Source organism: Sphingobium sp. TKS (genome assembly GCF_001563265.1).
Classification (GTDB): Bacteria; Pseudomonadota; Alphaproteobacteria; order Sphingomonadales; family Sphingomonadaceae; genus Sphingobium.
Window position 1 is genome coordinate 2,540,051 of the sequence record NZ_CP005083.1, and the last position, 22,954, is coordinate 2,563,004.

Annotated in this window: 27 protein-coding genes; 6 read left to right on the forward strand and 21 right to left on the reverse strand. The window is 66.1% G+C overall.

Annotated features, from left to right (window positions below; all coding sequences use genetic code 11):
• Positions 1-2: 2 nt before the first annotated feature.
• The 16 genes from trbJ to K426_RS12760 all read right to left on the reverse strand — a co-directional run bounded on the left by trbJ (position 3) and on the right by K426_RS12760 (position 13,371).
• Positions 3-761 (reverse strand): P-type conjugative transfer protein TrbJ, encoded by a 759-nt coding sequence (gene trbJ, locus K426_RS12690; RefSeq protein WP_066554458.1) that lies wholly within the window; start codon positions 759-761, stop codon positions 3-5.
• Positions 758-3,250: a conjugal transfer protein TrbE gene (trbE, locus tag K426_RS12695; RefSeq protein WP_066561377.1), complete on the reverse strand. Its 2,493-nt coding sequence runs from the start codon at positions 3,248-3,250 to the stop codon at positions 758-760. The genes trbJ and trbE overlap by 4 nt, the downstream gene beginning before the upstream one ends.
• On the reverse strand, positions 3,247-3,528 hold the full coding sequence (locus tag K426_RS12700) for a VirB3 family type IV secretion system protein (protein WP_066557564.1): 282 nt from the start codon (positions 3,526-3,528) through the stop codon (positions 3,247-3,249). The genes trbE and K426_RS12700 overlap by 4 nt, the downstream gene beginning before the upstream one ends.
• Positions 3,525-3,860: a TrbC/VirB2 family protein gene (locus tag K426_RS12705; RefSeq protein WP_066557567.1), complete on the reverse strand. Its 336-nt coding sequence runs from the start codon at positions 3,858-3,860 to the stop codon at positions 3,525-3,527. Before K426_RS12705 ends, K426_RS12700 begins: the two co-directional genes overlap by 4 nt.
• On the reverse strand, positions 3,857-4,843 hold the full coding sequence (gene trbB / locus K426_RS12710; RefSeq protein WP_066554473.1) for a P-type conjugative transfer ATPase TrbB: 987 nt from the start codon (positions 4,841-4,843) through the stop codon (positions 3,857-3,859). The genes K426_RS12705 and trbB overlap by 4 nt, the downstream gene beginning before the upstream one ends.
• Positions 4,844-5,015: 172 nt before the next feature.
• Positions 5,016-5,444 (reverse strand): CopG family transcriptional regulator, encoded by a 429-nt coding sequence (locus K426_RS12715; protein WP_066554474.1) that lies wholly within the window; start codon positions 5,442-5,444, stop codon positions 5,016-5,018.
• 9 nt (positions 5,445-5,453) lie between these two features.
• Entirely contained in the window at positions 5,454-7,427 is a 1,974-nt protein-coding gene (locus tag K426_RS12720; RefSeq protein ID WP_066557573.1) for a conjugal transfer protein TraG, read from the reverse strand.
• Positions 7,428-7,442: 15 nt separating this feature from the next.
• On the reverse strand, positions 7,443-9,203 hold the full coding sequence (locus tag K426_RS12725) for a relaxase/mobilization nuclease domain-containing protein (protein ID WP_066554481.1): 1,761 nt from the start codon (positions 9,201-9,203) through the stop codon (positions 7,443-7,445).
• A 238-nt stretch (positions 9,204-9,441) separates the two neighbouring features.
• Entirely contained in the window at positions 9,442-10,353 is a 912-nt protein-coding gene (locus K426_RS30325) for a lytic transglycosylase domain-containing protein (RefSeq protein WP_082748592.1), read from the reverse strand.
• Positions 10,354-10,357: 4 nt separating this feature from the next.
• Positions 10,358-10,693 (reverse strand): DUF736 domain-containing protein, encoded by a 336-nt coding sequence (locus tag K426_RS12735; protein ID WP_066557584.1) that lies wholly within the window; start codon positions 10,691-10,693, stop codon positions 10,358-10,360.
• Positions 10,694-10,729: 36 nt separating this feature from the next.
• The gene (locus K426_RS12740) at positions 10,730-11,275 is read right to left on the reverse strand and encodes a S26 family signal peptidase (RefSeq protein WP_066557586.1); all 546 of its coding nucleotides are present in this window, start codon (positions 11,273-11,275) and stop codon (positions 10,730-10,732) included.
• Entirely contained in the window at positions 11,272-11,778 is a 507-nt protein-coding gene (locus K426_RS12745) for a DUF2840 domain-containing protein (protein WP_066557588.1), read from the reverse strand. The genes K426_RS12740 and K426_RS12745 overlap by 4 nt, the downstream gene beginning before the upstream one ends.
• Positions 11,775-12,041 carry a helix-turn-helix transcriptional regulator gene (locus K426_RS12750; protein ID WP_015459426.1) on the reverse strand — a complete coding sequence of 89 codons (267 nt, stop codon included), beginning with the start codon at positions 12,039-12,041 and terminating at the stop codon, positions 11,775-11,777. Before K426_RS12750 ends, K426_RS12745 begins: the two co-directional genes overlap by 4 nt.
• A 127-nt stretch (positions 12,042-12,168) precedes the next feature.
• Positions 12,169-12,837: a DUF2285 domain-containing protein gene (locus K426_RS32540; RefSeq protein WP_237229787.1), complete on the reverse strand. Its 669-nt coding sequence runs from the start codon at positions 12,835-12,837 to the stop codon at positions 12,169-12,171.
• The gene (locus K426_RS32545) at positions 12,731-12,952 is read right to left on the reverse strand and encodes a transcriptional regulator domain-containing protein (protein WP_082748593.1); all 222 of its coding nucleotides are present in this window, start codon (positions 12,950-12,952) and stop codon (positions 12,731-12,733) included. Before K426_RS32545 ends, K426_RS32540 begins: the two co-directional genes overlap by 107 nt.
• Before the next feature lie 146 nt (positions 12,953-13,098).
• Positions 13,099-13,371, reverse strand: a complete 273-nt coding sequence (locus K426_RS12760) for a DNA -binding domain-containing protein (protein ID WP_066557591.1) — start codon at positions 13,369-13,371, stop codon at positions 13,099-13,101.
• A 174-nt stretch (positions 13,372-13,545) separates the two neighbouring features.
• Between K426_RS12760 and K426_RS12765 the strand changes: the two genes are divergently transcribed.
• Positions 13,546-13,770, forward strand: a complete 225-nt coding sequence (locus K426_RS12765; protein WP_335339733.1) for a helix-turn-helix domain-containing protein — start codon at positions 13,546-13,548, stop codon at positions 13,768-13,770.
• 146 nt (positions 13,771-13,916) lie between these two features.
• On the opposite strand, the gene K426_RS12770 is transcribed toward K426_RS12765, so the two are convergent.
• Positions 13,917-14,759 carry a DUF932 domain-containing protein gene (locus tag K426_RS12770; protein ID WP_066557599.1) on the reverse strand — a complete coding sequence of 281 codons (843 nt, stop codon included), beginning with the start codon at positions 14,757-14,759 and terminating at the stop codon, positions 13,917-13,919.
• A 264-nt stretch (positions 14,760-15,023) separates the two neighbouring features.
• On the opposite strand from K426_RS12770, the gene K426_RS12775 reads away from it, so the two are divergent.
• Positions 15,024-15,353, forward strand: a complete 330-nt coding sequence (locus tag K426_RS12775; protein WP_066557600.1) for a hypothetical protein — start codon at positions 15,024-15,026, stop codon at positions 15,351-15,353.
• 58 nt (positions 15,354-15,411) lie between these two features.
• On the opposite strand, the gene K426_RS12780 is transcribed toward K426_RS12775, so the two are convergent.
• Positions 15,412-15,711 (reverse strand): DUF736 domain-containing protein, encoded by a 300-nt coding sequence (locus K426_RS12780; RefSeq protein ID WP_066557602.1) that lies wholly within the window; start codon positions 15,709-15,711, stop codon positions 15,412-15,414.
• Positions 15,712-16,093: 382 nt separating this feature from the next.
• Here K426_RS12780 and K426_RS12785 point away from each other — a divergent pair, with 382 nt between their 5' ends.
• On the forward strand, positions 16,094-16,894 hold the full coding sequence (locus K426_RS12785; protein WP_237229788.1) for a TIGR02391 family protein: 801 nt from the start codon (positions 16,094-16,096) through the stop codon (positions 16,892-16,894).
• A 5-nt stretch (positions 16,895-16,899) separates the two neighbouring features.
• On the opposite strand, the gene K426_RS12790 is transcribed toward K426_RS12785, so the two are convergent.
• The 3 genes from K426_RS12790 to K426_RS33090 form a co-directional block, all read right to left on the reverse strand.
• Positions 16,900-18,636 carry a retron Ec67 family RNA-directed DNA polymerase/endonuclease gene (locus K426_RS12790; protein ID WP_066557606.1) on the reverse strand — a complete coding sequence of 579 codons (1,737 nt, stop codon included), beginning with the start codon at positions 18,634-18,636 and terminating at the stop codon, positions 16,900-16,902.
• 332 nt (positions 18,637-18,968) lie between these two features.
• On the reverse strand, positions 18,969-21,038 hold the full coding sequence (locus K426_RS12795) for a ParB/RepB/Spo0J family partition protein (protein WP_066557609.1): 2,070 nt from the start codon (positions 21,036-21,038) through the stop codon (positions 18,969-18,971).
• Between the two features lie 385 nt (positions 21,039-21,423).
• On the reverse strand, positions 21,424-21,891 hold the full coding sequence (locus K426_RS33090; RefSeq protein WP_443018190.1) for a hypothetical protein: 468 nt from the start codon (positions 21,889-21,891) through the stop codon (positions 21,424-21,426).
• 55 nt (positions 21,892-21,946) lie between these two features.
• On the opposite strand from K426_RS33090, the gene K426_RS12800 reads away from it, so the two are divergent.
• From K426_RS12800 to K426_RS31320, 3 genes are all read left to right on the forward strand, one after another.
• Complete coding sequence (locus K426_RS12800) at positions 21,947-22,195, forward strand: FitA-like ribbon-helix-helix domain-containing protein (protein ID WP_145907324.1); 249 nt, start codon at positions 21,947-21,949, stop codon at positions 22,193-22,195.
• Positions 22,192-22,614, forward strand: coding sequence for a type II toxin-antitoxin system VapC family toxin (locus K426_RS12805; RefSeq protein WP_066557614.1), 423 nt, complete (start codon positions 22,192-22,194; stop codon positions 22,612-22,614). The genes K426_RS12800 and K426_RS12805 overlap by 4 nt, the downstream gene beginning before the upstream one ends.
• Before the next feature lie 145 nt (positions 22,615-22,759).
• Positions 22,760-22,951 carry a hypothetical protein gene (locus K426_RS31320; RefSeq protein ID WP_145907326.1) on the forward strand — a complete coding sequence of 64 codons (192 nt, stop codon included), beginning with the start codon at positions 22,760-22,762 and terminating at the stop codon, positions 22,949-22,951.
• Positions 22,952-22,954 lie beyond the last annotated feature (3 nt).

Genomic DNA, 22,954 nt, shown 5'->3' on the forward strand with positions numbered 1-22,954 from the left:
CGTCAGTCGTGGAACATGCGGGCGTTGCCCGGCTGATAGCCGGTGGAGCGCGTCAGGAAGCGGCGGAGCCGTTCGCGGCTTTCGGCTTCGACGGTCGCGTTGCGCGCCGAGTCCAGCGCCTGCGCACGGCCCTGCGCGGCGAGCAGCGCCGTCAGGTCGGCGAGCTGCTGCGATTGCAGCGCGAGAAGCTGGTTGCCTGCCTGCGCCGCCTGGAGCGCACCCGTCGCCGACTGGCTGGACGTGACCAGGCCGTCCATCGTGGTGCGCGCGCCGTCGATGTTGCCGACGACACCGGCCTGAACGCGCAGCGCGTCCTCGAACGCGCCGACGCTATCCTCCCAGCGCGCATTGGCGTTGGCGACCATCTGCGCATGGGTGCCGGTCAGCGCCGCGCCCTTGTAGCGGCCATTGAACACCTGCTGGACGTTCTGCACGTCGTAGGCGATCCGCTGCGCCTCGCCGAGAAGCTGCTGGGTGCGCTGCACCTGCTGCTGCAATTGCTGGAGGGAGCTGAACGGCAGCGAAGCCAGGTTGCGCGCCTCGTTGATGAGGCTGGTCGCCTGCTGCTGGATTTGCTGAATCTGGTTGTTGACCTGCTGGAGCGACCGGGCGGCCGTCAGCACGTTCTGCGCATAGTTGGTCGGGTCATAGACGATCCCGCCGAACTGAGCGTGCGCCGGCGTGGCGGCGGTGATGCCGATCATGCTCGACGTGGCGATGGCGCCCGCCAGCATGGCGCGGCGCAGGATATCGGGTTTCATGGGGTCATGTCCTTCAAGGCAAGGGGGAGCTGGCCGGCATCTTCCCGGCGACCGGCCAGCGGATCGGGTGGGGGTTCGGGAAGAAGATCGACCGCCCAGGCGAGGCCGCGATGGCGCAGCCATTCGGCGGCAAAGCGCTCGCGGCCGTGGGTCTCGACCAGCTCGGCGATGCGGAGCTGATCGGTCTTGGAAGATGCGGCGGCGAAGGCCAGCGCGACCTCGCCGAGGCCTAGCTCGAACAGCCGGTTGCCACGCCGGGACTGGCAGTAATAGTCGCGCTTGGGCGTGGCCCGGCTGAGGATTTCGATCTGGCGGGCGTTGAGTCCGAAGCGCTCGTAGATGGCGGCAATCTGCGGTTCGGCCGCGCGCTCGTTGGGCAGGAAAATGCGCGTCGGGCAGCTCTCGATAATGGCCGGCGCGATGTTCGAGCTTTCGATGTCGGCGAGGCTCTGCGTGGCGAACACCACGCTGGCGTTCTTCTTGCGCAGGGTTTTCAGCCATTCGCGGAGTTGTGCGGCGAAGTCGGGGCTATCGAGGACAAGCCAGCCCTCGTCGATAATGATGAGCGTGGGCGAGCCATCCAGCCGGCCTTCGATCCGGTGGAATAGGTACGACAGGACGGCGGCGGCGGCCGATCCGGCGCCGACCAAGCCCTCCGTCTCGAACGCTTGGACCGACGCCTCGCCGAGACGCTCGGCCTCGGCGTCGAGCAGCCGGCCCCACGGCCCGCCAAGGCAATAGGAGGCAAGCGCCTGCTTGAGCTGCTGGCTCTGCAACAGCACGGCGAGCCCGGTCAGCGTGCGTTCCGGCACGGGCGCGCTAGCAAGGGAACCGAGCGCCGACCACAGATGCTCCTTGGCCTGCGGATCGACCGCCACGCCTTCGGACGCGAGGATCGCCGCCAGCCATTCGGCCGCCCAGGCGCGCTCGGTCGGATCGTCGATGCGGGCGAGCGGCTGGAGCTGCACGCCGTCGCCGGCCTCGTCGGCGAGCATCCCGCCAAGATCCTGCCAGTCGCCGCCCATCCCGATCGCGGTGGCGCGGATGCTGCCGCCGAAGTCGAAGGCGAAGACTTGGGCCCATTCGTAGCGGCGGAACTGCATTGCCATGAGGGCGAGCAGCACCGACTTGCCGGCGCCGGTCGGGCCGACGATCAGCGTGTGGCCGACATCGCCGACGTGAAGGGAAAACCGGAACGGGGTCGATCCTTCGGTCTTGCCGTAGAGCAAGGGGGGAGCACCGAAATGATCGTCCCGTTCCGGCCCCGCCCATACTGCTGACAGGGGGATCAGGTGGGCGAGATTGATGGTGGAAATCGGGGGTTGGCGGACATTGGCGTAGGTGTGGCCGGGGAGACTCCCCAACCATGCCTCGATCGCGTTCATTCCCTCGGGGATGACGGTGAAGTCGCGACCCTGGATGACCTTCTCGACCAGCCGCAGCTTCTCGGTGGCGATGGCGGGATCGCGGTCCCACACCGTCACCGTCGCGGTGACATAGGCCATGCCGGCATAGTCGGCGCCCAGCTCTTGCAGGGCGGTGTCGGCGTCGGCCGCCTTGTTCGATGCGTCGCTGTCCATCAGGACCGACACCTCGTTGGTCATCACCTCTTTCAAGATCGCCATGACGCTCTTGCGCTTGGCGAACCACTGGCGGCGGATGCGGCTCAGCAGCTTGGTCGCGTCGGTCTTGTCGAGCATGATCGCGCGGGTGGACCAGCGATACTCGAAGGCGAGCCGATTCAGCTCGTCCAGCAAGCCGGGGAACGTGACGTTGGGAAAGCCGACGATGGTGAGCGTGCGGAGATGATGATCGCCGAGCTTAGGTTCGAGCCCGCCGGTCAGCGGCTCGTCGGCGAGCAGCGCGTCGAGGTGCATCGGCGTTTCCGGCACGCGCACGCGCTGGCGGCGGGTCGAAACCGTGCTGTGCAAGTAGGTCAGCGTCTCGGCGTCATCGAGCCAGCGGACCTCGGGCACGAAGCCTTCGACCAGGTTGAGCACCCGGTCGCTGCGGTCGGTGAAACCCTTGAGCAGCTCCCAAGGATCGACGCCGGATGTGGAGCGGCCCTCGTAGAGCCAGCCTTCGGCGCGCGCGGCTACCTCGGCCGGCGGCATCCACAGCAGGGTAAGGAAATAGCGGCTCTCGAAGTGCGTGCCTTCCTCACGGAATTGCTCGCGGCGCTCGAACTCGACCAGCTCCGACACGGGATCTGGAAACGCAGCTTCGGGATAGTCCAGCGCGGGCGAGCGCTGCGCCTCGACGAAGATCGCCCAGCCGGAGCCGAGCCGACGCAGCGAGTTGTTCAATCGCGATGTCGTGGCGACCAGTTCGGCGGGCGTGGCGCTGTCGAGATCGGGGCCGCGGAACCGAGCGGTGCGTTGGAACGAGCCGTCCTTGTTCAGCACCACGCCTTCGCCGACCAGTGCGGCCCAGGGCAGGAAGTCGGGAAGGTTTGCAGCTTTGCTGCGATATTCACGCAAGCTCATCATGGCCGCATCCATGTCGGGTAGCGGAGGTGGCGCCGGGCCACGTCCACGAATTGCGGGTCACGGCGGGCGGCCCAGACGGACAGCCCGTGGCCGATCGCCCAGATCACAAGGCCGGCGATCCACAGGCGCAGGCCGAGGCCGATCGCGCCCGCCAGCGTCCCGTTGACGATGGCGAGCGAGCGCGGGGCGCCGCCGAGCAAAATCTGCTCGGTCAGCGCCCGATGGACCGGCGCGAAATAGCCCGCGATCGGTTCGCCATGATCGGCCGCGCTGGTCATGCGATCAGCGCTCCGCCGCCGAAGCTGAAGAAGCTCAGGAAGAAGGAGCTGGCGGCGAACGCGATCGACAGGCCGAACACGATCTGGATCAGCCTGCGCGAGCCGCCCGACGTGTCGCCGAACGCCAGCGTCAGGCCGGTCACGATAATGATGATGACGGCGACGATCTTCGCCACCGGACCCTCGATGCTTTCGAGGATGGATTGCAGCGGGGCTTCCCACGGCATCGACGAACCGCCCGCGCGGGCCGGGACGGCGAAGGTCAGCGCGATCACGCTGGCGGTGGCGGTGAGCATGGCGCGGCGTGCGCCATGCCGAAGGGCATGGATCATGGCAGGTCTCCGGGCTTGGGGGTGGTGAAAGGTGCGAGGCGGTAGTCGCCGGTCGCGGGGTCGAGCCCATCGACGCGGGCCAGTTCGGTCAGCCGGCGTCCGTGCGCATCGCGGACCAGCACGGCGATCAGGTCGATCGTCTCAGCAATCAGCGCGCGCGGAACCGTCACGACGGCTTCTTGGATGAGCTGCTCCATGCGGCGCAGCGCGCCGAGCGCTGTCCCCGCGTGGATCGTGCCGACCCCGCCGGGATGGCCGGTGCCCCAGGCTTTGATGAGGTCGAGTGCTTCGGCGCCGCGCACCTCGCCGATCGGGATGCGGTCGGGCCGAAGGCGCAGCGACGAGCGGACCAGCTCGGACAGCGACACCACGCCGTCCTTGGTGCGCATGGCGACGAGGTTCGGCGCGGCGCATTGCAGCTCGCGCGTGTCTTCGATCAGGACGATGCGGTCGTTGGTCTTGGCGACCTCGGCCAGCAGCGCGTTGACCAGCGTGGTCTTGCCCGCGCCGGTGCCGCCCGCGACAAGGATATTGGCGCGGGTCTCGACGCCGTGGCGCAGCGCCTCGGCCTCCTCCGCCGACATGATGCCGGCACGCGCATAGTCGTCGAGCGTGAACACCGCGACTGCGGGCTTGCGGATCGCGAAGGCCGGCGCGGCGACGACGGGTGGCAATAGACCCTCGAATCGCTCGCCGCCCTCGGGCAGCTCGGCCGAAACGCGCGGGGACTTAGCGTGAACCTCAACGCCGACGTGATGCGCGACCAAGCGGACGATGCGCTCGCCGTCCGCCGCGCTGAGCAGCTCGCCGGTGTCGCTGATGCCTTCGCCGAGCCGATCGAGCCACAACCGGCCGTCCGGGTTCAGCATCACTTCGATGACGGCGGGGTCGTCGAGCCATCCCGCGATCGACGGCCCGAGCGCGGTGCGCAGCATCCGCGCGCCGCGTGATTTCGCCTCGGATCGGATCGGGTGGACGGTCAACTACTGGCCCCTGCAAAGGACCGGGCGAACCGCCGCCCGGCTGTCGGGGCACATCAAGAGACGCAGGAATACTCGGGCCGCAACAGCCACTTGTCGGCGTAGTAGAGGGGGCGGCAGATACGGTGCCGAGGGCGGAAGCGGCTTTCCGCTACATCATGATCGGCCGTGCAATTCAGTCCGACTCGGACGATATCGAGCGCGGCCAGACATCTTCGGGAATCTCGTCCATTAAGGTCTTGCCGCTGGCGAAGCGCCGGCCGAGCGTTTCGATGAAGCCCTCGTAGCGCTTGCGGCCTTTGACCTGCGCCGCCGCCTGATCTTCGTCGGGCAGCGGCGGCGTCACCGCCAGCCAGAACCGGACGAACAGGGACAGCGCCTCGGTGGAAAGGCCGGTGTTGCGCTCCAGCCGCTGCACCTGTCGCGACAGCCGATCGAGCCGGCGCGCGAAAGCCGCCTCCATCCGGTCGGCGCCGTCCGGGGACAGGTAAGACGCAACCGCCGCCTCCACGATCGCGGATCGCGAGATGCGTCGGCGGATCGCCAGCTCATCGACCTGCTTGGCGAGTGCGGGCGGAAAATAGACGTTGAGCCGGGTTCGCATGTCGGCCTCCTACAAGTCGATCCCGTCGCCAGGATCGAGCGACGCCTGCCGCGCCATCCCCTGCATCCGGCGGCGCACAGCCGCCTGCCGCGCCGCGTCGTCCTGCTCGTCCTCCACGATCGCAAACTCTTGGCTCGGTGTGGCCGGCGTCTCCGGCGCAATCGCGACGTGCTCGGGCAGCTCGGGCTCGCGGCGCAGACCGCCATTGGCGGCGTCTTCCGCATCGCGGACGATGCGCGCGACCTGCTTCGGGTCAGCGGCCGCCTGCCGCCCGGTCCAGTCGTCCGCTCGCGCCTTGACCGCCTCCGGGTTCGGCGCCTGGGTGATGCGTTCGGACAGCCGGCGGTCCTGAAAGTAGCGCGCCTTCTTCGCGCGGATCGGGTGGACGCCCGCCACCATGACGATCTCGTCGTCGGGCGGTAGCTGCATCACCTCGCCGGGCGTGAGGAGCTGGCGGGCGGTCTCCGACCGCGACACCATCAAATGCCCGAGCCACGGCGACAGGCGATGCCCGGCGTAGTTCTTCATCGCCCGCATCTCGGTTGCCGTGCCGAGCGCGTCCGACACGCGCTTGGCAGTCCGCTCGTCGTTGGTGGCGAAGCTCACGCGGACATGGCAATTGTCGAGGATCGCGTTATTCGGGCCGTAAGCCTTCTCGATCTGATTGAGGGACTGCGCGATCAGGAACGCCTTGAGCCCGTAGCCCGCCATGAACGCCAGGGCGGACTCGAAGAAGTCCAGCCGGCCGAGCGCGGGAAACTCGTCGAGCATCAACAGCACGCGATGACGGTTGCCTTTGGGCGTCAGCTCCTCGGTCAGCCGGCGTCCGATCTGGTTGAGGATCAGGCGGATCAGCGGCTTGGTGCGCGCTATGTCGCTGGGCGGCACGACTAGGTAGAGCGTGGCCGGTCGCTCGCCCTCGACCAGATCCGATATGCGCCACTGGCACGCCCGCGTGACCTGCGCGACGACGGGATCGCGATAGAGCCCGAGGAACGACATGGCGGTGCTGAGCACGCCCGATCGTTCGTTGTCCGACTTGTTCAGCAACTCGCGCGCCGCGCTGGCGACGACCGGATGGACGCCGGCTTCGCCGAGGTGTGGCGTCGCCATCATCGCCGCCAGCGTCTGTTCGATTGTGCGGGAGGGGTCCGACAGGAAGCCCGCGACGCCGGCCAAGGTCTTGTCGGGCTCGGCATAGAGAACATGAAGGATCGCGCCGACCAGCAGCGAGTGCGAGGTTTTCTCCCAGTGGTTTCGGCGCTCCAGGCTGCCTTCGGGATCGACCAGCACGTCGGCGACGTTCTGCACGTCGCGCACCTCCCACTGGCCGCGCCGCACCTCTAGTAGCGGATTGTAGGCCGCCGATTCCGCATTGGTCGGGTCGAAGAGAAGCACGCGGCCGTGCCGTGCGCGGAAGCCGGCGGTCAGCGTCCAGTTCTCGCCCTTTATGTCGTGAACGATCGCCGAGGCCGGCCAGGTCAGCAGCGAGGGCACGACCAAGCCGACGCCTTTGCCCGAACGGGTCGGCGCAAAGCACAGCACATGCTCGGGGCCGTCGTGGCGCAGATAGTCGCGCGCGAGCCTGCCGAGCACGACGCCGTTCGGCCCCAGCAACCCGGCAGCATGAACCTCGCGATCGGTCGCCCAGCGCGCCGAGCCGTAGGTCTCGGCGTTTCTCAGTTCACGCGCGCGCCACACCGACATCCCGATCGCCACGGCGATCGACGCGAACCCGCCCGATGCGGCGATGAACGCGCCGGTCTTGAAGATGTCCGGGGCATAGGCGTCGAAGCTGAACCACCACCAGAAGAAAGCCGGCGGCGGATAGACGCGCAACCCGAACGCCTCGAACCAAGGCGGCCCAAGCTCGGGCTGGTAGGCGAGCGCGGCGGCGGTCCACTGCGTCGCGCCCCACACCCCGGCGAGCACGATCAGAAACACGATGATGATCTGGCCCCAGAGGATTTTGGTCGCGGACATGAAAGGTCTCCTGAGTCAGATGCCGAGGCCGCGCTTGCGGCCGAGCGTCCAGTCGATGCCGCCGCCGGCGCGGACGACGCCGGACACCTGACGGCCGAGTTGCTGTTCGAGGGTGCTGGCCCACGGCACGAGCCTGAAGCCGAGGCCGTCGTCGATCATGGCGAAGCGGCCGGAGGCGAGCGCGAGACGCTGGCGCACGATGCCGGCGATCTTCTCGCCGGACGCGGCGGGGCGATAAGCAAGGCCGGTCTCGCCCGCGATCTTCGCGCCAACCGCGTCCAACTCGCGCTTTCGCAGCGTGTCGAGCATCCCGCGCTCGAACACCGTCCGCTCGCCGAACCGGCGCGCGAGCCCTTCCTTGACGAGATGGTCGGTTCGCGCGTCCATCGCGCGTCGCACCTCCGCGCCAAACCCGCCATCCGCGACACTCGCGCCGCGCTCGATCAGCCGGTGGTCGAGCCAGGTCGCGCCGGGCGCCTTTACCTGCGCGGCGAGGTCGAGGTCCGACCGCGTGGCGAGCATCAGCGTCAGCTTCTCCTCGCCCGGCCGCCCGATCGCACGCAGCTCGACGATGCCGCCGAGCTTCGGTGTGTGCTCCAGCGCCTCGACGCCGGGCAGCCGGACATGGTGGGTGCGGCCATCGGTGCCGTCGATCACGGCATAGGCCGTGCCGATCAGTTCGTCGTGCAAGCCCTTGTCGATCAGCCTGCCCGCGATCGGCTTCTCGGGCGCGCTGGTGACGACGGCATAGCTATCGAGCGGCCGGTCCTGACCATGCTCGCGGAGCGCCGCGCCGATCGTGCGGATAATGTCGCCGCGCGTGCCCAGCTCGCGCAGCTTGGCCGCCGCGCCTTCGGCAACCGCCCACTCGCCCGGCTCGCCCTGCGCGGCGAGCCCCATCGACTCCAGATGCTGCAACCGCCCGACCATCAAGCGGCGGAGGCGCGGATCGTCCGGGCCGGGGCGCTCGGGCCGCAGGTCGATCACGCCCAGCTCGTCGGCCGAGCGTTTGATCTCGGTATCGAGCCGGGTCCAGCGCTCGGCCGCCACGTCGCGTTCGAGCGTGCGCTGAACCTCATGCTCGGGCTTCGGGCCAAGTTCGGCCTGCGCTAGTTCCTCGGCGTTGGAGCGCAGGTTGTGGCTGATGTAGTCGCGCGCCATGACGAGATCGGCGCCGGTGTCGGTCACGCCGCGCACGAGCAGATGGACATGCGGGTTGTCGGTGTTCCAGTGATCGACCGCGACCCAATCGAGCCGCGTCCCCAGGTCCGCCTCCATCTGGCGCACGAGGTCGCGGGTATATTCGCGCAGGTCCGTCAGCTCGGCCGCATCCTCGGGCGAGACGATGATGCGAAAATGATGCCGGTCGTCATTGCAGCGATCGGCGAAGCCGCGATCGTCGGCGTCGTCGCCGGCCGCATCGAACATGCGCGTCGGCGAGCCGTCGCGGGTGACGCCCTCTCGCTTCAAGTAGGCGACATGCGCGGACAGCGGCGCCATGCGGTATCCGCCCCGGCCGCGGTGATTAACGGGCAGCGCCTTCACCAGCACCCGCCGGCCCGATCCGAACAGTCGGCTGCGCGCGAATGCGGTGCGGCCCCGGCCGAAGTTGGACTGGCCGCGGCGGGACGGCCCGCTCCAGGCGCGGCGAGGGTTGCCGCCGCTCATGGCGGCGGCGCGCAGCACCTCGGCGACTAGGCCGCGGGCGTTGCGGCCCTGCGCCTTGCTGCGCTTGGCCTTACCCGGCCGGACGCGGAAGTCGCTGTCCTCGCTCATGGCCGGGCCGCTTTCGGCCGAAAATGGCCTGTGGTGCCATTCGAGGCGTTGTTTTTGCTGGCTTTTCTCTTCCGCGCGGCACGCGCGCCGACCGATGCCCCCGCGTGAAGCCTCGGAAAAGCCTCGGCTTTTCGGCGAAACGGGGCGGGCCTTGTATCTTGCCCTCGTCTGTCCCTACCGTTTTCCTCCTCCCCAGCCACTTTGCTGCTTCGGATGGATGAAGGGAGCGACAGGCCGATCATTGCGGTCGGCCCGCGCGGGCGCGGGACACGAACAGCGTCTCGCGAGCCACATTCGGCGACGGATCTGTCGTGCGACCGCCGTCAGATTCTACGCTGCCCGAGGGCGTTTCCGGCGCGGTTTCGCCGTTGCCGGACTGCACGCCAACTGCATCTGATGCGGCGCTTCCCGTGCGGACAAACAACGCGGCGCGACGCCAGGCGAACGGATCAGGCGGCACGCTTACCGCCACATCCACAGCGCCCGATCCTCCAGTGATCGGCGCGAGCTGGGCGAGATAGCCGACCGTCTCAGCGGGCAGCGGACGGCCGCGCGACAGGAAGTCGTCGTAGCGGCCTGGTCCCGCATTATAAGCCGCCAACATCGCGCTGGCGTTGCCGTAGCGGTCGTGCATCTCGCGCAGGTAGGCCGCGCCCGCCATGATGTTGTCGCGCACATCGAACGGATCGGGGCCGAGGCCATAGCGGGTGCGCAGCGCGCCCCAAGTCGCGGGCATGATCTGCATCAAGCCGATCGCCCCGGCGCGCGAGACTGCGCGTGAATTGCCGCCGCTCTCGACGCGCATCACCGCCCATATCCACGCCTCGGGGATGCCGAACCGCCGCGCGGCCTCGGCGACATGGACGGCGTAAGGATGGACGACCGCCGACCGCGCGGCCGGCATATCCTGCGCCATCGCCGGGGCAGACGCGACGCCGCCGGACAGCAGGACGACGGCAAGGGCTACCGCCGATCCGACTCCGCTCCGCCGCCAGCCTGCCAGTGTGCTCGCTGCGGTAAAGGGTGCGCGCGGAGCGCCGGCCTTCGGCCGCCCTTGACCGTCGCTGCGCGCCCCGGCTGGCCTGCGCCCGAGCGGGACGAAGGGATGAGACGGCTCTCCCGCGAACAAAGGGATGATGATCGGCCGCACGGGATCAGTCCTGCTCGCGCGACTTTGGCTGGCGGTTCCAGCGCAGCGACCAAGCCGACTTGTCGGCGGTGTTCTGGAACAGCGCGGCGCGGATTGGCTGCGCGAAGGCGGGATCGTCGATGCGCAGCGAGACGTAGTCCCCGGCGCGTTCGCCGGACTCGTTCCAGCCGGCGCCGATCTCCGGGCCTTCGCCGCCGTCGCCCCGGTGGACGCGCCAGTCGGGTGCCTTGTCGGCGTCGATCTGCTCGGCCGGAACGATCGAGATACGGATGTCGAGCGTCGCCGTCTCGATGATGCCTTCGTAGCCGTTGGCGGTGCGGAAGAAGCTGCCGATCTGCATGGGAATCTCCTTTGGGTTGGCAGGCGAGGAAGCGGATCAGCGCCAGACAAGCGGCGCGTCGGGCGTGTCGCGGGTGAGGATCGGGATGGCATGGCCGAGCACGGTCGAGGCCAGCAGCGGACCGAAATAGCGACCGTCCATGCTGTCGGCGTGGTCGGGGTTGAGCATCAGCAGCTCGCCGGCGCGCAGCGTGCGGCAGCCTTGCCAGACCGGCAGTGGGCGGCCCCGGCCGTCACGCTGCCGGGCGACGACGACGGGCCGCCCATCCACGCTCACCACCGCGTTGATGCGGCACACGATCTGCCCCGGCCGCGCCGCGACATGCTTCAACAGCGGCACGCGCTCGCCGAGATAGCCGCGCTCCGCCAGCCACCGCGCCAGCGCCGGTGGCGGCGTCACGGCGACCAGTGTGTCAAGCGGCGGATCGCGCACCGGCTCGATACGATAAAGCCCGATCGGCGCGCTCGCGCTGGCGTTCCAGACGACGCGCGGCAGCGGATCGAACACCGCGACGCCGGCGAACGATGTGGCGAACAGCGAGGCGGCGGCGGCCGTCGCAACGGCCCATCCACGGCGCGTCATCCCTCAATCTCCCGGCGCTTGAGCCAGGCGCGATGACGCTCCAGCGTGTAGGGGCGCGGGGCCTGTCCGGCGGCGATGCGGTTGTGGACATGCCGCCAATGGTCGGGTGCGGCATCGCAGGGATCGACGCCGGCCGCCTCGGTCGCGTCGATCGCGGCGAGAACTTGCTGGACCTTGGGCCAGCCTTCGATCTTGAGCAGGATGTCGCCGCCCGGCCGCACGAACGGCAGCGTCGTGAACGGTTCGCCTGCGCCGACCGCGCGCAGGATGTCGATGCGCGAGCTGACCGTGCCGTAGTCGTTCGCCGCCCAGCGGACGAACGCGAAGATCGCACCGGGACGGAAGCGGACGATGCGGCGGCGGCGATCCACGATCTCGTCCACCGCGACCCGGCCGAACCTGATCCAGTGCTCGATCCGCTTCTCGATCCATGTCAGTTCGACGCGCGTCATGCCGTCGTCGGAGGGCTGGCGGTGGCGCATGGGTGACGGCGGGACGCTCATCGCCGGCTCCGGGCGATGGCCGAATCCGCGCGCGGCATGAGATCGTCCTGTCCCGGATCGGAGGTCGAATGCTTGATGCCGATGTCAGCCCAGGCACGCAGGTCATCGACCGAATAGACGACGCGGCCGCCGATCCGGCGGTAAGCCGGGCCGGTGCCAAAATAGCGGTGCTTCTCAAGGGTGCGTCCCGAGAGGCCGAGGAAGCGTGCTGCTTCCGGCGTGCGCAGGAAGCGGGGCGGCAGGTTGGTGGGCGTATCGGACAAGTGACGGCTCCTGCGGGCGGTGGCGGCAGGAGGCGAAAATGGCAAAGCAAGGCGGGCCGGGTGGAGTACGAAGATCTGCGGTTGCACGGATGCGACCACCCAAGCGGGTATTGAAGCCGAAGCTTGGTCAGCGGATGCGGAGCAGCTTTCGGTAGTCGCCCTTCATGAGCGCCGTAGCGTCGCGAACCAGGCGCACTACGAAGGAGCGCGCGGCCGAGATTTTCCACTCGGTCGCGGGAAGTCGAGCCGCATCCTCGCGCCCCAGCTCGGCCGCGATCTGGCGATAGGTCGCGCCTGCATGGCGCAGGTCCAGCGCGCGGAGCATCAGGTCAAGGCGCGCCAACCGATAGGCGGTAAGTGGCCAGCCACGAGGCAGCGGCCCCGCCGCCCGGCCGAGAAGGCGGCGGTGGAAGCGCAGTAGGCTGGCGATGCGGGTGATGAAATCCTTGTCCAGCGGAATGACTGCGGCAAGTGGCCGACCGGGCGTCGCCTCGCGTAGCCACAGTCGATGTTCGCCTGCCGCATCGGCGACGATGACGTGGCGTCCGTCGATGCCAGCCAGGTCGGCGAGCAGCGCGCCGAGCGCGCGCGGATCGACCGGAGCGGCGCTCTCATACTCACCCGGCGCTGCGTCCAGAATGACCGTGACGGCGGTCAGCTCTGGGCGCCAGACGACCGGCTCTGAAAGGTCATCCGGCGCTGTGGCGAAAGGATAACCCCCAGCGCCGCGCGAACGCCGCCTCTGCGGTGTTCTTCGCGACGGCGCCGTCCGCGATGCGTAGCTGCATCTGCTCATGTTCGGCGCGGTATGTGCGGTTCCGTCGAAGAAACTCGGCGGCTAAATCGGCGCGCCCGAGCACGTCGGACAGATTGCCGGCGCGCCGTTGGCGCCGGTTCGGCGGCGTCGGCATAGCATCCTCCCAACCGCGCCACGCGCGGATTTCGGAGGGGCGAAGGTCGTTGGTGCAACCAACAGGCGAAAGCGCGAAGAATGCACTTAGACATGCCGCTGACGCGGCTGCGCTGACAAAGAATTACCGCCAAATTGGATGAAGTATTAAGTCTGCCGCGGTCGCTCGCAGCCGAGTAGATGCGCATAGCCGATCTCTGTCATCCATCGTGCGCGCGCAAGATGACTTTCGTGCATTGTCTTCGCTCGACCGGGTTCGATGGTGACGTCGATGCCGAAAATTGTGGCGGCGACCTCGCGCCAGTCGGCACCCTCGGCATCGGCATCAAGCAAACGAATATAGTCCTGAAAATGACTTTCGTCGTAGGCTGTGAGTTGCGCCGACTCTGGTACGCGGTCCTCAAATTGGCACATGGTCATGACGCCCCCGCCGTGTCCCAGTTAACCAACCTAGACCAAATACACCGCTCGGCTACGAGCGAATCCTGCATCGTTCATTGCACCTTTCGCAGCGAGGCTGAGCGCCGATCAGGCGATACACCTTATATGGGATAAACCGCATAGGGTGTATCGTCCAGTTTGCCGCGCATGGACATGCGGCGTCTCGTGGGATTGAACTTTGCGAAGCTGAGAAAGGAAAGGGGCTTTACCCAAGAGCGCTTTGCCGAGACGTCAGGCTTTACTCAACAATATGTCAGCGATCTGGAACGTGGGCGACGCAATCCAACCGTCGTCACCTTGTTCCACTTGGCCTCCGCGCTTGGTGTCACGCCCAGCGATCTTGTCGCCGAACTCGATCCGTCCGAGACTGAAAGTTGAACCCGAGCCGGGCGTGAGCCCGACGAGCGCGATTGCGACCGCGCGGACCTTGGGACGCGCGGTCGCTGCCGATCCGGTGCAGCGGATCGGCGCGAAAACGGCAAAGCCGCAGGGCCGGAAACTCCGGCCCTGCGGTAGTTATGGGGTCAGGCCGCTTTGAGGCGCTGCATCCCTTCGGCCAGCGTCCATAGCGCGCGGTTGAGCGTGACATTCTGGTCGATGCCATTGATCGCGCGCATCTGGGCACGGCGAATGCGGCCCTCTGCATTGCGCTTGCGGCCCTGCAATCCGCCCCGAACGACATTCTCCTGAATGACGTTGAACGTGGTCCACAGGCTGCGGTCCACATCCTCACGGCGGCGCGGCTCGATGATCTGCTCGGGCCGAACCGGGCTTTCGTCGTCGCCATAGCGCGCAACAAGGCTAACCTCGCCAAGCAAGCGCTGCTCATCCGGCGAAAGCTGCATCGCCTTCATCGACTCGCTGGCGTCGATCAGCCGGGGGAAGTCCTCGGCGACGGTAAACACGCCCTCGATGATGTCATGCTCGATATTCCCTTTGTGCGGCACGCGGACCTCCTCGAACCGCTCACCCGCGATCATGCTGTTGGTGCAGACGAAGCGCAGCATCCCGGCAAACATCTGATAGGCGCTGGTCCCATCATGGCTGTTCACGATGATGACTTCGGCGGCCTCCGGCTTGCCGATACCGTCGTCCCGGCGCAGGCGTAGCATATGCTTGGCGTGGCCGTGGCGGCTGCCGTCGCGCGGAACCGACTGGACCGCGAAGAACGGCGACCAACCTTCCCGGCGCAACCCCTCCACGATGTCGATGGTCGGGACATAGACGTAGCGATCCGAACGGCTGTCGTGCGCCTCGCGGGCGAAGATGGACGGGACGTGGCGATACAGAGCCTCGTTGTCGAGCGGCTCCCGGCCGCTGATCTGATGGGCGTTGCGACCGAAACGGGTGGCAAGCTGGTAGTGCATTTTGGCCTCCTTTGGGCTTGGGTTTCCGCGCAGCGGAGCGCCGCGCTGAAACCCTGCCCGTCGGCGAGACCGGGGGTGCAAACGGAAGGCGGCTTCGCGGGGAACCGGCTGCACGGAACGCGCGCAGCGCGAGGAGGAAGCTGGGCGGAAGCCGCTTGGAGTGCGCCAGGGGCAGAGCCCCAAGCACGCGCCGTCCTGCGGTGCCGGCAAACAGCTCTTGCCATTTGTTCCTGTTTTGATCCAAACCGGCTGCAAGGAGTCGGTATGAGCATTACGATCACGGGACAGCCGGGCCAGCGCATCGCGGTCGCCGGCGACATCACCAAAACGCTGCGCGTCCCCTATGACGAGGTTGAGGAGCGTTTCCTGCTGGCAGCGAGCGACGGTTCGTTGATCGAAGGCCGCCTAGAAGCCGAGGAAGATCGCTTCGACTTCCGGGTCGTGGTGGACGGCGCCGGGATTTCGCGGATCGGCCCCGGCGAGCTGACGTTGGATTGGGCGGTCGAATGGGTGACGATCGCACCCTACGATGCTGGCGCACTGACTGAGCGCGGCCCGATGCCGCTTCCCCTATTCGATTCGCTGTCCGGCTAGTTCTGCTGTCCCATCGCGAAGGCGCCCCCGCTCGGTGGAGCGGGGGCGCCTTCGCCGGTCAGCGGGACCAAATCAGCGCATATTCGCCGGTGGTGTCGGTTTCGGACAGCGTGGCGTAGATCGGCGCCGGGAAGCTCGGATCGTCCAGCTTGACCGAGATGTAATCGCGGCCTTCGCGGCTGGTTTTCTTCCAGGCGGCGCCGATATCCATGTCGCCGGACTGGATGCGGAAGTCGGGGGACTTGTCGCCTTCCTTCTCGACCGGGCGAAGGGTCGCTTTGGCGTTGAGGGTGAGCGTCTTGATAACGCCGGTGAACTCGCCCTTGCTGTTGGCGGTGAAGGTGCCGATCGTAGCCATGTCGCAATCTCCTACTTGCTCGGGCCACACCATCGCGGCCTCGATGGCTCGGCGTCGGCCGGGGCGCGATCGACCCCGCACCGCTTGCGGCTGCAACGCAGTGGAGGTTGGGCGGCGGCGGCTTTTTTGCTTCGCGATGCAAAGCCGTAGGCGGCGGAAAAAAGCTGGACGACGCCTTTGCGGGAGGGCGATCGGCTTCGGCCAGACAAGCCATTGGGGAGGCCGCTGGATGTCCGGCTCGGAAGTCAGGGAGTTTTGTATGACCGGCGACTATGTCGGCAACTCTGCCAACAGTCTTGCGCGATGTTCATCCTACGTTCCAAGGTGATTTAGCGATTCGACCGAAGGAGACCACGGAGGTTCGCAAAGGGAGGAGGAATTGGTGGCGCAACTGTTTTCGCAGGATCAGCTCGAAGCCATCGCTGGCGCGCTCGGCGACACTGAAACGGGACTCAAGGGGACTGAGATCGCGATGCTGATAGCGACATGTCAGATGACCGATCCGGGCGAGATTACCAAGCGGCACCGCATCTACAACGCCTTCGTCGCCAGCCAGAACGCCCGGCAGGACCGCACCCGCATCCTCGGCTTCATCCGCCATGCGATGAGGCCCGCCCGCTATAGCCGGGAGCCACACCGTTACGAGCCTATGCGCGCCAGTCTCAACCAGGCCCTAGCATTTGCCGGCCTCGTGGTTAGCGAAGCGGGAAAGATCGAAACCGTCGAGCAAGCGACCACCCCGCCGGAAGCGCAGCGCCGCGCGAAGGAATTGCGCACCGATCTGGAGACGCGCGGCGTTCACCCGGACGTGCTGCGCTTCTGCCGCGCTGAGCTGCTGGCCGATGACTATTTCCATGCGGTCCAGGAGGCGGTGAAAAGTGTCGCCGACAAGATGCGGGTCAGGACGGGTCTGTCAGATGACGGGGGAACGCTGGTGGACCGCGTGCTGGGCGGCGATCCGCCGATGCTGGCGATCAATCCGCGCGGAACGGTGAGCGAGCGTAGCGAGCAAAGCGGCTTTTCCAATCTCGTCAAAGGCGTCTTCGGCATGTTCCGCAACACGACTGCCCACGAAGCGCGCATCCACTGGCCGATGGCCAAGACTGACGCCGAGGATCTTCTGACGCTCGTGTCACTTATCCATCGTCGGCTCGACGCGACCTATATGCCGCCGCGTTCCTGATTGTGTCAGGGCGGCGGCGGATTGGCGGCGTAATCGTCTAGGACCGCAACGATGCGGTCGAGCAGGCCCGCGAATTTTGAGAAGTCGATCGTGTCTTTTTGCGGCTGCACGACCTTCTCGGCGAACCTAGCTTTCCCGTATTTTCCGGGTTCGTCGTGCTTCTTGTTGGGGTCGAACACTTTGCCGTCGATAACGGTCTTCAAAAGTGCAGGACCGAACGAGTCCTCAATGCAGCTCGTGCCTTTCGCGCCGATCTCCGGCGTTTTAATGAGATAGAGATTGGCGGCGAGACGGTAGAACGGGTCTGTAGAGGTTCTCGAAATATTGGGAGCGCCGAGATTTTTGGCGACGCTGAAGATATCCTTGGCACCATCGTCATTGTCGATCAGCCCGATGACGGGGTTGGGCAAAGGCCGGTGCCGGTAATGCTTGAGCGCGTCGGGATATTTCCGAATGAAGTGCAGGAGATCGCCCGCGCCATTGCCGATCTGTAGGACGTCATGGACCGTGCTCGAAAAATTCATGAACTTGAGCGCGGATTTGAACTTCCCTTTATCCATTGCGCCAAGCTGCGGATGGTAGGCGGTAAGCTTCTCTATCGCAGCGCGCAGATAGATAGAGTCGGTCTTGCCCTCGGGAATGATAAGCGGTTTAGGCGCAACGACGAAATTTCGGTAAAATAGAAAGCGGATGTATAGCTTCCGCGTTGCCGTCGCCTCTTTCTTCTTGTCGATAGAGGACCGCGCATCGACCTGATCGCGCACTTGATAGACGTAGCCCAGCATCCCTTGCAGCGGCGCAAGAGAGGTGGCGGGTTCCTGCATATCGGGATCGCCCGGCTTTCCGCCCGCCAGCGCGGCCGGGACAATGCGGTAATAAGTTCCACTGCCGAACAGTGACCAGCACATCGCGCGCACCGTGCGGTAGTATTCGGGTCGGATGTTTGGTTTCTCGTTGACGAGCAGCCCGGTCGCGACCTGCCGTGACCCACGATACTGCATCCGCGTCTTGGCCGGGTTCACATCAAAGCCAGCCTTGTCGATCTCCTTCAACAAGGCGGCGCCCAGCGCCCAATTATGCTCCGATCCCGGTATTGGGGCAGCGACATCGGCTGGGAACGCCTTGGCATTCGTGGAGAAAGTGATGTCGTCGGCATAGCGCGAATAGGTGCATTTCTGCGCCTTGGCGAAGCGAACGAGCCGAATGTCCAGGAGATGCCCGACGACATTGGAAATGACCGGCGAACAGGGGCTGCCTTGGGGAAGAACGTGATCGTGACAGGCGATCTGCGCGATGAGGGTCGCCACCTTGGGATCGAGACCGAAGCGCTTGTCCTTGATGAACATACCGCGCACGCGACCGAAATTGATCGACGGGAAGAAATCCTTGAGATCGAGATTCAACACGTAACGCCGCCGCTTGTGGACCGCGGCGTTCGTCACGATGGATAGATGCTTGGCAAAACCATGCGAGAGCTGTCGGCGTGGCGCACCCGCCTTGTCGATGTCGGCCAGCGCCAGATAGAGGACATTGGCGAGCCGCCGTTGCAGGAGCTTCAGTTTAGGCGTGGGGGCGAGAATCTGCCTCGGCGTCCCGTCGCGTTTGGGAATAGTGAACGTGGTGTATTTCTGAGCGCTGGGAAGGTGATAAAGTAGATAGGCGAGCGCTGCGGGCTTGTAGCCCAAGATCGCCGCTAGATCATCGAGCGACTTCGCCGCTTGCAGTTTCGCCAGACTTGACACCCCACCCCCCTAATAGGTGGCTTACAGGCACTCCTATGTGTTCGATCGGATCGTCCGCTCAGCCGTAAAGCTGCAATAAGGGTAGATGGAAGCATCACTGCCTAACATCGGTGTCTTATATCGCGATGCGCGATAACAACTCTGCCTGTAAGCCTGCGGCGGTTCTTGTCCAAACTACCCGAAACTTCAAGGGTTGATCCGCGAGCCGGGCGGTGCCCGGCGAGCGGCGAGATCAAGCAAAGCGGCCGCGCCCGGAAAGGGCGCGGCCGCGATTTTTTGGCCGACGATGAAAGGGAAGCCGGGACCGTTGGCGCGGCCCCGGCCTAATGCCGCTATTCGGCGGCAACGGCGTAGGAGACTTCGCCGTCCTCCGCTTCGGTATCGGGAGCCTCCGCTTCGGACGGCTGCCCCACGGCCCCGGCATCCTCGGCCTCGGCGGGCGCGGGCTGCTCCGGCTTCGGCGTCCGCAGCACGGCGGGAAGCCAGCCGGTTCCGGCCAGAAGCTGCTCGGCGGCTTGCGCCATGTCCGGCTTCTTCATGTCCGCGATACGGCGCGCGGCGTCCTCCGACACGCCTTCGGTCACGGCCTCGACGATATGCGCCTTGGTGACGCGGCCAAGGTAGCTGTCCATAGTGGGCGTCCAGTCCTTCGCCACGTCCAACGCCAGCGCAGTCGCCAGTCTGTCCGCCGTTTGCAGCGTCCGGGGCTTGCGATCCCACGGCAGGCGCAGCGCATTGACGGTGCGGGACGCGCAATGCGCCAGCAGCGCCACCCGCTTCTCGTCGTCCAGCCCGACGATGAAGCCCCACAGGTCCGCCACGTCACGCGGCATCCGCTCGGCCCAAGCCTCGCGCGCCTCGTTCGCCTTTGCGGCCAGCGGGGTGTCCTCGATCCCATCCGCATGACTGCCAAGCGGCGTCACGGTCGGACGAACCTCAAGGCAACCGGCCTCTGCGTAGCTGTAGAACAGTTGTGCCGTGAGCGTGTGGGTCAAGGCGATCAGCGCCAGATCGGCCCGCTCGCCAAGCGCCACGCGCAAGGCAAGGGTCCGGTGGGCGGACAGGTCGCGGGTAAGGCTGTCAGAAATCGGCTTGCCCAGTTCCTCGTCCTCTTCCTCGATCTCCTGCATGTCCTCGTCGTCGCCCTCGGCCTGCTCGTCCTCGACCGTCTCCCGGTCGATGGCTTCCGCTTCGTCCTCGGGCTGCGGATCGGCCAGCACCTCGTCCTCGGGGCGGACGAAACCGCGCTCAATCCTGACCGTGCCGTCATGGTGAAGCACCACGAACGCCCCGCCATGTGCGACCACGTTGGGATCGTAAGCATGGCGCTTGGCGGAAATGGCGTCGATCTCGTCGGACACCTCCTCCAGCTTCGTCGCCACGCCCTCGGGCATCTCGTCATAGGACGAATAGCCTTCGGCAAGCCCGTCATGCTCGGTGGACAGCGTCTCCAGCCGCGCCTCGTCTTCGTCGGTCAGGGCGATGGTTTGCGGATAGAAGCGGCGCATCCCGTGGGCGTGGGGATAGTCGATATGCGCCTCGGCCCATTTCCAGCCCTCGGCCTGCACCTGCTCGGCAACCTCCCGCAGCTTCTCGGCGGCGAGCAAATCGAGCAAGCCGGCATCCTCGAAGAACCCGCCCCGGTCCTCGCTGAACAGGTCACGGATGATGTTGCCGCCCGCCTCGATATAGGCGTCGGCCCCGACGAACACCGCGCGGCGATCATCGGCGGGCACGTTGGCGGCGGTCATATCGCGCCGGATAATCCACGGCTCGCGATTGTGATGCAGCCCCTCGAACACCTGCTCCTGACGGGCATGGTCCTCGGTGATCGCGAAGGCCATCAACTGGTCCAGCGTAAGACCGTCCTCCCGATAGACCTGCAACAGCTTCGGGCTGACCGCACCCAAGCGAAGCCGCTGCTTCACCACGCCAGCCGACACGCCGAACCGCGCGCCGATCTCCTGCGCACCCCAACCCTTGTCGTTGGAAAGCTCCGCAAACCGCTCGAACTGGTCGGCGGGGTGCATCGGCGTGCGGGTCACGTTCTCGTCCAGACTGATCTCGGCGGGGTCGTTCGCCGTGTCCAGCCAGCAGCGGACAGGCTCGGACTTCTTGATCTGCTTACGCTTGGCGCGCAGCAGCATCGCCAGCCTGCGGCCTTCGCCAGCGGTGACGAGGTAATAGCCGGTCGGCGTCCCGTCCTCCTTGGCCTCTGGCTCGATAACAAGGTTCTGGATCAGCCCCTTGTGCTGGATCGACGCGGCCAGCGCTTCGATAGCGGCTTCCCCATGCGGCACCTTGCGGGCATTGCGCGGGGACTTCTTGAGCTTGGCGAGTGGCACGAAAATCTCAATGCCCGACACAGGCTCGGCGGCTGCGGTTTCGGTAACAGCGTTCATCACACTTCTCCTTCAAAACCACACACACCCCGGAATGGGGTGGGCGGCGAAAGCGACCGGCAGGCCCGCCGGCGGAGCCGGGCAGCATCCGCAGGACCGGAACGCAGAGGAGGTAAGCGCGCCTCGCGCGCGTTGCGGCCCGGCGCGGCGGGCCTAAAGGGAAGCGACGCCCACCCCATCTCGGGGAGTGCAACGACCAACAATACGATCGGGCCGGCGTAGCCCTGGCCCGATCTCCGCAGCATTGGAAAAGCTGAAATCCGCAGCGGCGGATTTATCAATCGGCGCGAATGCGCCTGCGGGGAGTTGCGGGGTGTCCCCGCAGAGGGGGTAGCGGGAGACACTCGGCTCCCGCTCAGGGGGAGACTTCCCCCTCCTCAAGATCTCAGCCTAAGATTTCAGGCCCGAACATCAGCATCCCATCGAAAGGGCGAACATCTCGCAGATTCCGTCCATCATCAGGCGTGAAGCTCACATGCGGTCTGTATGCGCGGAAATCCCACGCACCCCCAGATTGCCGATGAACAAGGTGGCGAGCTACTAGAACGGGCGACGGAAAACATAGCGTAATCAGTCCTCCCATGCGTTCAACCCGCCGGGATAAACCGGGTTCGATCTGGAGAGCGTCCGGGTCTAGCGTCAACATGCTATGCGAAGAGAATATAACCGTCACATGCCAAAAAGACGGGCGTAGATCGCGAAACCCTTCTTCGCGCGCCCAGGCTGCCAGCGCAGGCGCATTGTCCAGCGCCCGGATAACCGCTCTGCCCGGCGATCCTGATGATGCAGTCAGCAGTGTTCCCATCAGCGTCAAACTCACAGGCTGGAGATAGTAGCCTCGCCATCGCGGCATTGCAATTTTTCATGTCAATCGACTAATATGCAGTCATTGACTTATGGAGGTTATCATGGCGGTAATGACGATCCGAAACATCGACGACGCGATCAAAAATCGCCTTCGTCTGCGCGCGGCAATGCACGGCCGGTCGATGGAAGACGAAGCGCGCGACATTCTCCGATCGGCGCTTTCGACAGAAATCCCGCGCCCTCGCAATTTAGGCCAGGCCATCAACGAACGCTTCGGCGAGCTGGGCGGAGTCGATCTGCCTGACATTCGGCGTGAGCCGATTCGGCAGCCGGTGGACTTCGGCGAATGATCGTTCTCGACACCAACGTCATCTCTGAGCTGATGCGGCGCGAGCCTGACCCGAGGGTCATGGCGTGGATTGCTGAGCAGCCAATGGCGGGCGTGTTCACGACGACGCTGACGCAGGCGGAAATCTTCTACGGGCTGGCGCTACTTCCCGAGGGACGCCGGCGCGACGATCTGCTCGCCGCAGCACGGCCGATGTTCGACGTCGATCTGGCAGGGCGCGTCCTGCCGTTCGACACTGAGGCGGCGCTTGCCTTTCCTGAGATCGCTGCCGGGCGGAAACAGAGCGGCAAACCGATCAGCCAGATCGACGCGCAGATCGCCGCCATCGTCCGGTCGCGCGGAGCGCGGCTGGCGACTCGCAACGTCGCCGACTTCGCGGACTGCGGCATCACGGTGGTCAACCCGTGGGGCGAGCCATGAACTGCATCGCCGTCCGCCCCTATCTGCGCTATGCTGCGTCGAAGCCTTTGCGAGAGAGGAAGGCGAGCGGCACGCTGTTCGCATGGCCACGTCTCGCAAGCCTCGTCGTCGGACGCCGCGCCGTCCTGCATACTGCCCGGACGACTTGCTCGATTATGTCCGATTGCCGGTCGGCTCGGCTCGGCCGTACGTGGGTCGGCCGCCAAAAGACGATCTTTCTGCATGGACCGTCACTGACGACTGGCCCGAGCGCGTTCCGGTCACGAGCGTCGAAGTGGACGTGTTCGAGGCATGGTTCGGCGATGTCTTCGACGAGTTGTTCGGGCCGTGCCAATGACGT

Coding starts and splice junctions, on each gene's coding strand:
- trbJ (WP_066554458.1), bottom strand. CDS start 761: ATGAAACCCGATATCCTGCGCCGCGCCATGCTGGCGGGCGCCATCGCC.
- trbE (WP_066561377.1), bottom strand. CDS start 3,250: ATGATGAGCTTGCGTGAATATCGCAGCAAAGCTGCAAACCTTCCCGAC.
- K426_RS12700 (WP_066557564.1), bottom strand. CDS start 3,528: ATGACCAGCGCGGCCGATCATGGCGAACCGATCGCGGGCTATTTCGCG.
- K426_RS12705 (WP_066557567.1), bottom strand. CDS start 3,860: ATGATCCATGCCCTTCGGCATGGCGCACGCCGCGCCATGCTCACCGCC.
- K426_RS12715 (WP_066554474.1), bottom strand. CDS start 5,444: ATGCGAACCCGGCTCAACGTCTATTTTCCGCCCGCACTCGCCAAGCAG.
- K426_RS12720 (WP_066557573.1), bottom strand. CDS start 7,427: ATGTCCGCGACCAAAATCCTCTGGGGCCAGATCATCATCGTGTTTCTG.
- K426_RS12725 (WP_066554481.1), bottom strand. CDS start 9,203: ATGAGCGAGGACAGCGACTTCCGCGTCCGGCCGGGTAAGGCCAAGCGC.
- K426_RS12735 (WP_066557584.1), bottom strand. CDS start 10,693: ATGCAGATCGGCAGCTTCTTCCGCACCGCCAACGGCTACGAAGGCATC.
- K426_RS12740 (WP_066557586.1), bottom strand. CDS start 11,275: ATGACGCGCCGTGGATGGGCCGTTGCGACGGCCGCCGCCGCCTCGCTG.
- K426_RS12745 (WP_066557588.1), bottom strand. CDS start 11,778: ATGAGCGTCCCGCCGTCACCCATGCGCCACCGCCAGCCCTCCGACGAC.
- K426_RS32540 (WP_237229787.1), bottom strand. CDS start 12,837: ATGAGCAGATGCAGCTACGCATCGCGGACGGCGCCGTCGCGAAGAACA.
- K426_RS32545 (WP_082748593.1), bottom strand. CDS start 12,952: ATGCCGACGCCGCCGAACCGGCGCCAACGGCGCGCCGGCAATCTGTCC.
- K426_RS12760 (WP_066557591.1), bottom strand. CDS start 13,371: ATGACCATGTGCCAATTTGAGGACCGCGTACCAGAGTCGGCGCAACTC.
- K426_RS12765 (WP_335339733.1), top strand. CDS start 13,546: ATGCGGCGTCTCGTGGGATTGAACTTTGCGAAGCTGAGAAAGGAAAGG.
- K426_RS12770 (WP_066557599.1), bottom strand. CDS start 14,759: ATGCACTACCAGCTTGCCACCCGTTTCGGTCGCAACGCCCATCAGATC.
- K426_RS12775 (WP_066557600.1), top strand. CDS start 15,024: ATGAGCATTACGATCACGGGACAGCCGGGCCAGCGCATCGCGGTCGCC.
- K426_RS12780 (WP_066557602.1), bottom strand. CDS start 15,711: ATGGCTACGATCGGCACCTTCACCGCCAACAGCAAGGGCGAGTTCACC.
- K426_RS12795 (WP_066557609.1), bottom strand. CDS start 21,038: ATGAACGCTGTTACCGAAACCGCAGCCGCCGAGCCTGTGTCGGGCATT.
- K426_RS33090 (WP_443018190.1), bottom strand. CDS start 21,891: ATGCCGCGATGGCGAGGCTACTATCTCCAGCCTGTGAGTTTGACGCTG.
- K426_RS12800 (WP_145907324.1), top strand. CDS start 21,947: ATGGCGGTAATGACGATCCGAAACATCGACGACGCGATCAAAAATCGC.
- K426_RS12805 (WP_066557614.1), top strand. CDS start 22,192: ATGATCGTTCTCGACACCAACGTCATCTCTGAGCTGATGCGGCGCGAG.